11 protein-coding genes and 3 tRNA genes are annotated in these 12,595 nt (G+C 37.4%); 9 read left to right on the forward strand and 5 right to left on the reverse strand.

Translation table 11 applies throughout. The features are described 5' to 3' along the window. Positions 1-24: 24 nt before the first annotated feature. The 6 genes from FLJC2902T_RS07435 (at position 25) to FLJC2902T_RS07460 (ending at position 5,975) form a co-directional block, all read left to right on the forward strand. Positions 25-666, forward strand: coding sequence for a DUF4159 domain-containing protein (locus tag FLJC2902T_RS07435; RefSeq protein WP_035678005.1), 642 nt, complete (start codon positions 25-27; stop codon positions 664-666). A 190-nt stretch (positions 667-856) separates the two neighbouring features. After that, positions 857-1,807, forward strand: coding sequence for a zinc metalloprotease (locus tag FLJC2902T_RS07440; RefSeq protein ID WP_023579190.1), 951 nt, complete (start codon positions 857-859; stop codon positions 1,805-1,807). A gap of 289 nt (positions 1,808-2,096) precedes the next feature. After that, complete coding sequence (locus FLJC2902T_RS07445; protein ID WP_023579192.1) at positions 2,097-3,047, forward strand: zinc metalloprotease; 951 nt, start codon at positions 2,097-2,099, stop codon at positions 3,045-3,047. Positions 3,048-3,125: 78 nt separating this feature from the next. Continuing rightward, positions 3,126-4,217, forward strand: a complete 1,092-nt coding sequence (locus FLJC2902T_RS07450) for an AI-2E family transporter (protein ID WP_023579193.1) — start codon at positions 3,126-3,128, stop codon at positions 4,215-4,217. Between the two features lies 1 nt (position 4,218). Further along, positions 4,219-5,397 (forward strand): THUMP-like domain-containing protein, encoded by a 1,179-nt coding sequence (locus FLJC2902T_RS07455; protein WP_023579194.1) that lies wholly within the window; start codon positions 4,219-4,221, stop codon positions 5,395-5,397. Positions 5,398-5,405: 8 nt separating this feature from the next. Beyond that, on the forward strand, positions 5,406-5,975 hold the full coding sequence (locus tag FLJC2902T_RS07460) for a hypothetical protein (RefSeq protein WP_023579195.1): 570 nt from the start codon (positions 5,406-5,408) through the stop codon (positions 5,973-5,975). Positions 5,976-6,029: 54 nt separating this feature from the next. Here the strand turns inward: FLJC2902T_RS07460 and FLJC2902T_RS07465 are convergent. The 3 genes from FLJC2902T_RS07465 to FLJC2902T_RS07475 all read right to left on the reverse strand — a co-directional run bounded on the left by FLJC2902T_RS07465 (position 6,030) and on the right by FLJC2902T_RS07475 (position 6,318). Further along, a tRNA-Arg gene (locus FLJC2902T_RS07465) sits at positions 6,030-6,103 on the reverse strand. A 41-nt stretch (positions 6,104-6,144) separates the two neighbouring features. Beyond that, positions 6,145-6,219 (reverse strand) — tRNA-Pro (locus FLJC2902T_RS07470). 15 nt (positions 6,220-6,234) lie between these two features. Next, positions 6,235-6,318: transfer RNA gene (locus FLJC2902T_RS07475), tRNA-Ser, on the reverse strand. Between the two features lie 276 nt (positions 6,319-6,594). Here FLJC2902T_RS07475 and FLJC2902T_RS07480 point away from each other — a divergent pair. Together FLJC2902T_RS07480 and FLJC2902T_RS07485 are read left to right on the forward strand one after the other, a co-directional pair. Next, positions 6,595-7,773, forward strand: a complete 1,179-nt coding sequence (locus FLJC2902T_RS07480; RefSeq protein ID WP_035678007.1) for an acetyl-CoA C-acyltransferase — start codon at positions 6,595-6,597, stop codon at positions 7,771-7,773. An 87-nt stretch (positions 7,774-7,860) separates the two neighbouring features. Further along, on the forward strand, positions 7,861-8,622 hold the full coding sequence (locus tag FLJC2902T_RS07485; RefSeq protein WP_023579197.1) for a C40 family peptidase: 762 nt from the start codon (positions 7,861-7,863) through the stop codon (positions 8,620-8,622). Positions 8,623-8,677: 55 nt separating this feature from the next. On the opposite strand, the gene FLJC2902T_RS07490 is transcribed toward FLJC2902T_RS07485, so the two are convergent. Then, the gene (locus tag FLJC2902T_RS07490) at positions 8,678-10,009 is read right to left on the reverse strand and encodes an inorganic phosphate transporter (RefSeq protein WP_023579198.1); all 1,332 of its coding nucleotides are present in this window, start codon (positions 10,007-10,009) and stop codon (positions 8,678-8,680) included. 24 nt (positions 10,010-10,033) lie between these two features. Continuing rightward, complete coding sequence (locus FLJC2902T_RS07495) at positions 10,034-10,678, reverse strand: DUF47 domain-containing protein (RefSeq protein WP_023579199.1); 645 nt, start codon at positions 10,676-10,678, stop codon at positions 10,034-10,036. A 181-nt stretch (positions 10,679-10,859) separates the two neighbouring features. On the opposite strand from FLJC2902T_RS07495, the gene FLJC2902T_RS07500 reads away from it, so the two are divergent. Continuing rightward, positions 10,860-12,503, forward strand: coding sequence for an acyl-CoA carboxylase subunit beta (locus FLJC2902T_RS07500; protein ID WP_023579200.1), 1,644 nt, complete (start codon positions 10,860-10,862; stop codon positions 12,501-12,503). The last annotated feature ends 92 nt before the right edge of the window (positions 12,504-12,595 follow it).

A 12,595-nucleotide genomic window follows, 5' to 3' on the forward strand; every position in this document is an offset into this window, starting at 1 on the left:
ATAACAAATTCCAAAATCATGACTATTAAAAAGGTATTTCTGCTGTTTTTCTCCCTTGTTTTTTCAATTGGATTTTCTCAGGAAATTGCCCTTTTAAAATATTCCGGTGGTGGTGACTGGTATGCCAATCCAACTTCATTACCCAATCTGGCGAAATTCTGCAATCAGAATATCAATACCAAAATAAGCACTAAAATTCCATCTGTTGAAGTTGGCAGCCCCGATTTATTATCATACCCGTTTGTTCATATGACAGGTCACGGAAATGTCGTATTTAGCGATAACGATATAATAAATCTGAGAAATTACCTTACATCAGGAGGTTTTTTACATATTGATGATAATTATGGTATGGACCAATACATCCGTAAGGAAATTAAAAAAATATTTCCGGACAATCCGATGGTAGAACTCCCTTCCTCACATCCTATTTTTCAGAAACCCTTTGTTTTCTCAGGAGGACTCCCAAAAATACACGAACACGATAATAAAAAACCACAGGCTTTTGCCGTTATTGTTGAAGGACGAATCGTTCTTATCTATACTGTGGAAACTGATTTGGGTGACGGATGGGAAAACCCGGAAGTACACAACAATCCAGCTGATGTAAGAACAAAGGCATTAAAAATGGGTGCTAATTTGATTCACTACGTATTCAACAATTAACCGATTAAAAGAAGCTTTTGTATTTTAACACAAATACAGGATTATAACTTTATTTTTACATGTTTTGTAAATTTTATCAATTTTCTTAACCTATTAAATACTATTTTTCCTAATTTAGTGCTTTATATTTAAAATTATTATTGATTTAATTAATCGATAATAATTAATTTTCAATCTAATCTTACGAATTATGAGAAAAATTTTTTTAGCAACCGCTGTTTTCGCAACCTTGGTTTCCTGTATGGAGGAAGAATCAACAACAAAAGACGAGCAGATTTTCAGTACTGACAAAAGGGGCTGTGCCTCACATGAAGTTTTACAGGAAGAATTAAAGGCCAATCCGGGATTAGCCATAACAATGAACGAAATTGAATCGTTTACCGAAAAAGCAATACGGGAAGGACGTTTGGTAAATGGTAAAATTGAAATTCCGGTTGTTGTCAATGTTTTATACAAAACGGCAGCCCAAAATATTTCGTTGGCACAAATTCAATCACAAATAGATGTACTGAACAAAGATTTTAACGCTACAAACTCGGATTTCAACCAGGTACCTGACTTGTTTTCAGGTGTGAAAGCCAATGTTGGAATTTCATTCGTATTGCAAAATGTCGTTAGAAAATCCACAACCACAACCTCATGGAGCACCAATAATGCCATGAAAAAAGCACCTAAAGGAATTGCACCTACCACACCGGCTACCGTATTAAACATTTGGTGCTGTAATATGGGAGGAGGAATTTTAGGATACGCTCAATTCCCGGGAGGTGCGTCTTCCACTGATGGTGTTGTTATTGACGACAATGCTTTCGGAACAACAGGAACTGCAGCCTATCCTTTTAATTTAGGAAGAACAGCTACTCACGAAGTAGGACATTGGATGAATTTACGCCATATCTGGGGTGATGCCACTTGCGGTAATGATCAGGTTGGAGACACTCCACTACATAATACTGCTAACTATGGTGCTCCTGCATATCCTCATTATAGTACATGTACGGGTACTCCTGTTGAAATGACCATGAATTATATGGATTATACCGACGACAGGGCCATGTATATGTTCTCTGATGGTCAAAAATCAAGAATGCTGGCCGTTTTTGCATCCGGAGGCCCACGAAATTCGTTTGCTCAACCATAAAAATTCATAAAAAAATAAAAGAACTCGCCATTTAAGCGAGTTTTTTTATGCCATTTAATTACTACAGAAACATTCTCAAGCTTAAAACCATGCGGATTTTTCAAACAAGCAATTCTATAAACACAATCCATTGCTTTTTTTTAAAACAAATCTTGCTTTTTCTGCACATTTTATAAAAATCATCAGGTAATCCTTTTTCTATAATAATTATTTGTTGTTTAAAAAAATTGTTATATTATTGTAAAGAATTAACCAATTAAGAAATTATTTAACACAAAAACCTACTTTTATGAAGAAAATTATTTTGTCAGCTGCATTGCTGATATCCCTGATTTCTTGTAACAAAGAAGAAAATTCTACAACAAGCGAAACATTATCATCCGCGCAAAGAGGTTGTGCATCTCATGAGGTTCATGAAGAACAGATGAGACAAAATCCTCAATTAGCTATCAAAATGAATGAAATCGAATCATTCACGGAGAAAGCAATCAGAGAAGGGCGTTTAGTGAATGGGAAAATTGAAATTCCTGTAGTAGTAAACGTATTATACCGCACAGCAGCCGAAAATATTTCAGATGCACAAATCCAGTCACAGATTGATGTATTGAACAAAGATTATAACGCTACAAATTCTGATTTCAACCAAGTACCTGCAACTTTCTCAGGTGTTAAAGCAAACGTTGGGATTTCCTTTGTATTGGATGCTGTTTACAGAAAATCAACCAAAAAAACATCTTGGGGTACAAGAGATGATATGAAAAAATCAACAAAAGGCGGTATGAATCCAACATCACCAACAACTAAACTTAATTTATGGGTTTGTACTATTGGTGGCGGAATCTTAGGTTACGCTCAATTCCCGGGCGGTGCTTCTGCAACTGACGGTGTGGTAATTGATTCGAAATATCTAGGTACGACAGGAACTGCTACTTATCCGTTCAATCTGGGAAGAACCGCTACTCATGAAGTGGGTCACTGGATGAACTTACGTCACATTTGGGGTGATGCAACTTGCGGAAATGATCAGGTTGCGGATACACCTTTACACAATGCCTCAAACTACGGTGTTCCGGCTTTCCCTCACTACAGTACTTGTACCGGTACTCCTATAGAAATGACAATGAACTACATGGATTACACAGATGACAGAGGAATGTATATGTTCTCTGAAGGTCAAAAATCAAGAATGTTAGCAGTGTTCGCTGCTGGTGGAGCAAGAAACTCATTTGCACAACCATAAGACATACCAAAATAAATTATTAAAACTCGCTTAATAAGCGAGTTTTTTTTTTACTTTTAGTGTCCAATTTAATTTAAAATGACTTCGAAAGATATTTCAAACGGTATTCTTGGCGCTATATTCAAACTGACCGGAATCGCCATATTGATTTACGTACTCTATTTAATCAAAGCAGTACTTATTTATATTTTAATTTCATTGATATTAACCATGATTGGAAACCCAATTGTGGAATTTTTAACCCGAAAACTGAAATTAAAAAAAAACATTGTAGCGGTAATCCTGACAATGCTTTTTTATATCCTGTTGATTTCGGGATTTATTTTACTTTTCATTCCTCTGTTTATATCTCAGGGAGAAAACCTTTCCCTTCTAAACACTGATGAGTTGCGTACTGATTTTTTCAATTTATTTGACCAATTGATTGCCTTTCTGGAAGCCAATAATATCAACGCTGATGAAGTTTATAAAAAACTGAATATACCATCAAAACTGAACTTCGAAGTAATAACTTCCTTTTTAAATTCATTAATCAATGTGCTTAGCAGTTTCAGTGTAGGTTTGGCGTCAGTCATCTTTATAACTTTTTTCTTTCTGAAAGACAGACATTTATTTGAAATACTCTTTAAAAAAATAATACCCGACAGACATGAAGACAAAATATTAATCTCGATAGAAAAAATCAACCATCTACTATCACGCTATTTCATTGGAATACTTTTACAATTACTTATTGTTTTCGTTATGTATTTAATTGTACTGCTTATCGTCGGAATAGACAACGCCCTAACAATTGCCTTTATTTGTGCCATTTTGAATATCATCCCTTACATTGGGCCGTTAATCGGAAATGTTTTTGCAGTTCTGCTGACCATGCTGAGTTTTGCCGGAGCCGATTTCGCAACCGTAATCCTTCCGAATTCTATTTATGTCATGATTGGATTTTTTATAGTTCAACTGATCGACAACAATATCAGTCAGCCTTACATTTTTTCAAACAGCGTTAATTCACATCCTCTGGAAATTTTTCTGGTCATACTGATGGGAGGTTATCTCTTTGGTATATCCGGAATGATTCTGGCCGTTCCCGCCTATACCGCCTTAAAAGTAATCGGGAAAGAATTTATACCCGAAAACAAAATTATCCAGATATTAACTAAAAATATTTAAATTGGATTCTCCTCTTTTAAATTCAGCTGTTCAGGATTTTATCACCGATTCATTACAGGCAAATTTCACTAAAATTGCACTGATGAAAAACCCGTTTCCGGACATCCGATGGAACGACATTCTAAATCAGATCGCTTCAAAGAATAAAGCAAAAGACAAACTGCCGACATGGTTCAGCCATAAATACATCATTTATCCGTCAAAAATTTCCATCGAACAAACATCATCTGAAAGAGCCGCAAAATACAAGGCCTCGCTTATCGATGGTGTCACACTGATTGATCTTACGGGAGGTTTTGGTATCGACGATTATTATTTTGCACAGAAATTCAACAAAGTCGTGCATTGTGAAATTAATGAAGAATTATCTAAAATAGTCCGACATAATTATCAGATTTTAAACCAACGGAATATCGAATGCTATCAGGGAGACAGCATGGATATTCTGAAAAAATTAAATTTAAAATGGAGTTGGATTTACATTGATCCTTCAAGACGAAGCGATGTGAAAGGAAAAGTATTCATGCTGAAAGACTGTTTGCCAAATGTCCCGGCTCATCTTGAAGACTACTTTCAATACACTGATAAGATCCTTATAAAAACTGCTCCGATATTAGATATTACAGCTGGGCTGTCGGAACTCCGATTCGTCAAAAAAATCCATTGCATAGCTATTGACAATGAAGTAAAAGAATTGTTGTGGGAAATTGAAAAAGACTATAGCGGGAAAACCGGTTTGAATGCTGTTTCCTTAACAAAAGATAAAACGGAAATTTTCAGCGTCAATTATGGTGAAACCGATGTGAAAGCAAACTATTCACTTCCGAAAAAATACCTTTACGAACCCAATGCCGCAATGATGAAAACCGGTGCTTTTGAGGCAATTGGTGTAACTTATGATATTGAAAAACTGCACCAGCATTCTCATTTATACACTTCTGAAACGGAAATTGAATTTCCTGGCAGGAAATTTGTTATAAAAGAAACGTTTCCATTTGAAAAAGCAACGGTTAAAAAACATCTTGAAGGTAAAAAAATCAATATTACGGTACGCAACTTTCCTTTGTCCGTTGATGATATCCGAAAAAAATGGAAGATTATTGATGGCGGAAACGAGTATTGCTTTTTTACAACCGATGTAAATAATGAGAAAATAGTTTTACTTTGCGAAAAAATTTAAACCCAAAAATGAAAAATTACCTATCAGCCTTATTGTTCCTCACCGGAATCATTGCCAACGCACAACAAAAAAACTGCGATTATGATATTGATGAAAAAACAGATTCCACTTTCATAAAGAAAACCCCTGATTATCTTATTCACGAAAAAGATTTTGTAAACTCAAGTGATTTTATACTTTTTTCCCTGATTAATTCAGATGGTACGCCTTATCTTAATTTTCAGTTATTGCAAAAAAGTAAAGACTTTATCAATCCGAAATGTTTTGATACCGCTTCAAAAATTTCACTTCAATTATCCAATGGTAAAATCGTCACACTGTTAAGCGCCGGAGACATTTGCAGTCAATTAAACTACAATGAAAAAGAAAAAAACAATATCCGCATGCTCAACAACTATTTTTTGTTTGGTAAAGAAGGATATGAAGATCTGAAAAAATACCCGATAAGTTTAATGAAAGTGAAGTTTGCCACTGAAACGGTTGATTATGTCTTTAAAAAAGAATTCAAATCGGAAAAAATCAAAGGGGAGTATTTTCCTGAAAACTACTTCATCAATTATCTGAATTGTGTGGAATAACGATTTCAGAACATATTAAAAACAAAAAAACCACTGAAATTCAGTGGTTTTTTGTGATCCCGTCAGGATTCGAACCTGAGACCTACTGCTTAGAAGGCAGTTGCTCTATCCAGCTGAGCTACGGGACCTTAATATTTTTTCAGTTGTATTGGGAATACTGAAACTATCGTCGGGGTGGCAGGATTCGAACCTGCGACCTCCTGGTCCCAAACCAGGCGCGATGACCGGGCTACGCTACACCCCGAGTGCAAAAAAACAGCGGAGAGACAGGGACTCGAACCCTGGCGACGGTTACCCGTCGACAGATTAGCAATCTGCTCCATTACCGCTCTGGCACCTCTCCTGTTTTGCAAAGAACTTATCCTTTTTTGCGGTTGCAAATGTATGTTAAGGATATTGTTTCTGCAACTATTTTCAATGTTTTTTTTCATTTTATGCAAAGATAATTTAAAACTGTTTCATTGTCAGCTAAATAGATTTTAAAAAAAAATCATAGTCTTTAAGCTAAAACGTCAATTTAGACCAATAGATGAAAAACCTCATATTTTTAAAATCAAATTTAATTATCTTGACAATTTTGGTTAAATTCGCATCTTGAATGAACAAACAACAATTTATCATGAATAAAAAAGTAGTTATTGTATCGGCTGTAAGAACTCCAATTGGAAGTTTCATGGGAAGTTTATCAACCGTTACAGCTCCGCAATTAGGTGCAACCGCAATCAAAGGTGCTTTAAATAAAATCAACTTAGACCCGAATTTAGTTGACGAAGTTATAATGGGGAATGTAGTTCAGGCTGGTGTTGGTCAGGCTCCTGCCCGTCAGGCTGCTATTTATGCAGGTTTACCTAATACAGTTGCTTGTACTACGGTAAACAAAGTATGTGCTTCAGGAATGAAAGCAATCATGCAAGGTGCTCAGGCTATCATGGCCGGAGATGCTGAAGTGGTTGTTGCAGGTGGTATGGAAAACATGAGTTTGATTCCACATTACGTACACATGAGAAACGGAGCTAAATTCGGCCCAACAACTTTAGTGGACGGAATGCAGAAAGACGGTTTGACTGACGCATACGACAACAACGCTATGGGCGTTTCTGCTGACTTATGTGCTTCCGAATACAAAATTACCCGTGAAGAACAAGATGCTTTCGCAATTCAATCGTATGAGCGTTCTGCAAAAGCTTGGGAAGCTGGGAAATTTGACAACGAAATCGTTCCGGTATCCATTCCGCAAAGAAAAGGAGACCCAATCGTATTCGCTAAAGACGAAGAATATTCTAACGTAAAATTAGATAAAATCCCTGCATTAAACGCTGTATTCACAAAAGACGGAACTGTAACCGCTGCTAATGCATCAACTATCAATGACGGTGCTGCTGCAGTTGTATTAATGAGTGAGGAAAAAGCGATCGCAATGGGATTAAAACCATTAGCTTATATTAAATCATATGCAGATGCTGCACAGGAACCAAAATGGTTTACAACTGCCCCTGCAAAAGCTCTACCTAAAGCATTAGACAAGGCTGGTATCGCTGTTTCTGATGTTGATTTCTTCGAATTCAATGAAGCTTTTGCCGTAGTTGGATTGGCAAATGCAAAAATATTAGGCTTAGATAATGATAAAGTAAACGTAAACGGTGGCGCTGTATCTTTAGGACACCCTCTTGGATGCTCAGGAGCAAGAATCGTAGTTACTTTGATTAATGTTTTAGAACAAAACAATGCTAAAATCGGAGCTGCAGCCATCTGTAATGGTGGTGGCGGTGCTTCTGCAATTGTTATTGAAAGGGCTTAAATAAATTATTAGTTATGAGTTTTGAGTTATAAGTTACTGAAAATTTATAACTCATAACTCATAATTTATAACTCATAATTCTTCTAAATGTTTGCTATTTGTAATTTAGCCATAGTTCCATTACGTGCAGAACCCAGCGACAGAAGCGAATTAGTTTCTCAGGTGCTCTTTGGCGAACATTTCACAATTTTGGAACGAACAGACAAATGGTCCAGAATTCAATTGGCTTTTGATACTTATGAAGGTTGGATTGACAACAAACAATTTCAGCCGATTTCGGAAGCGAATTATACTTTTCTATCCAATTCGGCATGTATAATGAATGCTGATTTGATTGAATACATCACTACTCCTACCAACTCCTTATTACCTATTCCGATTGGAAGTTCCTTATCTTTTTTAGACAATCCTGAAATCAATATTTCACAATTTTCTTTTGAAGGCATGAAAGCTTGTGGTATTAAGCCGAAGTCGGAATTAATTAAAACAGCTTTCATGTATCTGAACGCACCCTATCTTTGGGGAGGAAAAACACCTTTCGGTATCGACTGTTCCGGATTCACCCAAATGGTTTACAAACTGAATGGCTACAAACTGCTTCGCGATGCATCACAACAGGCTACACAAGGAGAAGCACTGAGTTTTATCGAAGAAAGTGAACCGGGTGATTTGGCTTTTTTTGATAATGAAGAAGGACGAATTACTCATGTAGGCCTGATAATGGAAGACAATTACATCATTCATGCTCACGGAAAAGTGCGCATTGACCGATTGGATCACCTTGGAATTTACAATATTGACACCGGAAGGCACACACACAAACTTCGGGTTATTAAAAAGATAGTATAAAAAAAACCACGCTGACAGCGTGGTTTTTTTATATGAGAATTTATTAATCTAAATATTAAATAAATGCGCTTAGCAAGTAATACGTAATTGCAGCAATAACCGCAGAAACCGGAATCGTCAATATCCAGGCCCACAATAAACTAACCGTAACACCCCAACGAACCGCCGAAACTCGTTTAGTCAAACCTACTCCAATAATCGACCCCGTAATAGTATGCGTAGTGGAAACCGGAATTTTAAAATGCTCTGTCATAAATAATGTCAACGCACCCGCAGATTCAGCAACAACACCTTCAAAAGCAGTTACTTTCGTGATTTTGGAACCCATTGTTTTTACAATTTTCCAGCCACCACTCAAAGTTCCTAAGGCAATTACGGTATAACAAGTCAGTGGAATCCAACCCGGCATCTGACCGTCAATCTTAATACCGTCCTTCTCCGAAGGCAAGATAACATTCAAATCTAACCATCCCGCAGACAAGTCAATATTCGGGTTTGCTTTGATATAAACAGCAACTGCAGCAGCGATAATACCCATTACTTTTTGCGAATCATTACCTCCATGTCCCAAACTGAAAGCTGCCGATGATAACAACTGCATTTTCTTAAGAACCATCTCTGATTTAGCCGTAGAAAAACTACTGAACACTAAATTAAAGACTGCAAGGCTAAAAAAGATGAAACCTACCAACAACCATTTAATGTTGTGCGGTTCTGTTGCGACGCTCCAAAAATGACTGTCAAATCTTGGCTTTTTAATATCTTCATAAGGAAGTAAAACAGAGGATAAAAACCAAGCCGCTAATACCATTATAAGTACGGTTACCATTTTCGGATACATACTTTTTCTGGAGGAATACATCATCCAAAGTGATATGAAATAAGAGATGATCATCCCTAACAGCGGAGCGAAAACAATGAAAAGTATCACTATAAAAACTCCCGAAGGCAATAATTCCCCTTCTTTAGCAGCCTTAAACCAGTTTACAATTTTAAAACCGGCATGTTCCGGATCTGTAACCGATGATAATCCGTGAGCAATCGCAGCACCGGCAAAACCACCAATAAGCGTATGCGATGACGAAGACGGAATCCCCTTCCACCAGGTCAGTAAATTCCAGATTATCGCCGCTATAATACCCGCTAAAATTACCGTTAAGTTAATGCTGTCGGTATGCGCAGTTTTAGCTACGGTATCCGCAACACCAAAACCAAACACCCAATAGGCTAGAAAATTAAAAAAAGCCGCCCAAAATACTGCCTGGAAAGGCGTAAGCACTTTGGTTGCAACAATAGTAGCGATTGAATTCGCCGCATCGTGAAAACCATTGATATAGTCAAAAATAAGCGCTAATACAATGATTATTATTAATAATGTAAAATCCATAGAATTGTTCTGATTGAAATGAAATTAAGAATGCTTAACTACAATCGATTCCAAAACATTCGCAACGCCTTTACATTTATCAGTAGCTGTTTCCAATGAAGACAGAACTTCCTTATACTTAATAACGTTTTTCGCATCCGTTTCGTTTTCAAAAATATCCGCTACGGCTTTATCAAAAACGCTGTCCGCTTTACTTTCTAATTTATTGATACGCTTACAGGCATCCGTAATCGATTTAAGGTTTTTCAAGTCTTTCAGTTCATGAACCGCCTTACTTATCAACTGACAAGCCTCAAGATTGATTTCTGTTAATTTACGGATAGATTTAGTGATTTTTTCCACCTGATATAAACGCATTCTGCTTCCGCCTTCATGCATATAATCCGCCACATCATCAATCGCTTTGATCAAAGCATGGATATCCTCCCTGTCAAAAGGAGTAATAAAGTTTCTGCTTAATTCCAAATGCGTTTTATGAGTAATCTCCTCAATATTAGCTTCTAATTCTTCAATTTTCTTGTAATAACTTTCTCTTTCGCTTTTTGGAGCATTTACGGCTTCATGCAAAGTTTCGGCCAGCAACGTTAAATTATTAGATGCCTGCTCAAATAAAGGAAAGAACTTTTTGTCTTTTGGTACTAAAAATTGGAAAATACTGTTTATTGACATAGTATGTTTATTTATAAGGTGCAAAAGTATCGGTGCAATGTTAAGTTAACGTTAAGCCAATGTTAATTCGTGATTAATAACAAAGTCAGAAAAGTCTATAAATGTTTATTTCACAGAATAAAAAGGTTTTGTATTTTAGCCAACCGAAATTACAACTTCTCAGCAAAAAAATAAGTGCATAATGGATATTAACTTCAACAAAAACGAAGATCACAACAAACTTTTACTTTCCGATTTAAAACAACGTTTAGCCAAAGTAAAACTCGGCGGCGGAGAAAAACGTATCGCAAAACTTCACGGTGAAGGCAAAATGACTGCCCGGGAACGTATTGAATATTTATTGGACAAGGGCGCGAAAAGTATCGAAATCGGTGCGTTTGTGGGTGACGGAATGTACAAGGAACACGGGGGCTGCCCTTCCGGAGGTGTAGTAATCAAAATTGGTTATGTCAACGGAAAACAATGCGTAGTTGTAGCCAATGATGCCACGGTAAAAGCCGGTGCATGGTTCCCTATCACAGCAAAAAAGAATCTGCGTGCCCAGGAAATCGCTATGGAAAACCGCCTTCCGATCATATATCTTGTTGACAGTGCCGGAGTTTATCTTCCGATGCAGGATGAAATTTTTCCCGATAAAGAACATTTCGGACGTATTTTCCGCAACAACGCCATCATGAGCAGCATGGGAATTACCCAAATCGCAGCCGTTATGGGAAGTTGTGTTGCCGGAGGTGCATACCTGCCGATTATGAGCGACGAAGCATTAATCGTAGACAAAACGGGAAGCATTTTCCTTGCCGGAAGTTATTTGGTGAAAGCGGCAATCGGAGAAACCATCGATAACGAAACACTTGGAGGTGCAACAACGCATTGTGAAATTTCCGGTGTAACCGATTATAAAGCGAAAGATGATAAAGACGCTTTGGATACCATCAGAAACATCGTTGGTAAAATTGGTGATTACAATAAAGCCGGTTTCAACCGAATCAAAGCTGAAAAACCTGCCTTAGACGAAAACGAAATCTTCGGAATCCTTCCAAAAGCAAGAACGGAACAATACGACATGATGGAAATCATCAAACGTTTGGTGGATAATTCCGAATTGGACGAATACAAAGCCGGATATGGACAATCCATCATAACCGCTTATGCAAGAATTGACGGATGGGCTGTGGGAATCGTGGCCAACCAACGTAAAATCGTAAAAACAACAGGAGCAAAAACCAAACCGAGCGAAATGCAATTTGGCGGTGTAATTTATTCCGATTCAGCCGATAAAGCCACCCGTTTTATTGCCAATTGCAACCAAAAGAAAATTCCGTTGGTATTCGTTCACGACGTTACCGGATTCATGGTAGGTTCCAAATCCGAACATGGCGGAATCATTAAAGACGGTGCCAAAATGGTAAATGCGGTTGCGAATTCCGTTGTACCGAAATTTACAGTTATCGTAGGTAATTCTTATGGTGCCGGAAACTATGCCATGTGCGGAAAGGCTTACGACCCACGTTTGATCTTCGCCTGGCCAAGTGCTGAATTAGCCGTAATGGGTGGCGCTCAGGCAGCAAAAGTATTACTGCAGATAGAAGAATCAGCAATGAGATCCCGCGGTGAAGAAATCACTCCGGAAAAAGAAGCCGAATTATTCAACAAAATAAAATCGCGCTACGACGAACAGGTTTCGCCGTATTATTCCGCTTCAAGATTATGGACCGATGCTATCATCGATCCGTTAGATACAAGAAAATGGATTTCCATGGGAATCGAAGCTGCTGACCACGCTCCTATTGAAAAACAGTTCAACTTGGGGGTGATTCAGGTTTAATTACCTGTTTCATTTCTTTATAACATAACACACCTGACGGGTTTCAAGAACCTGTCAGGTGTTTTTTTTATCAAAAAACAATTCCAAGTAAG

Source organism: Flavobacterium limnosediminis JC2902, from assembly GCF_000498535.1.
Classification (GTDB): domain Bacteria; phylum Bacteroidota; class Bacteroidia; order Flavobacteriales; family Flavobacteriaceae; genus Flavobacterium; species Flavobacterium limnosediminis.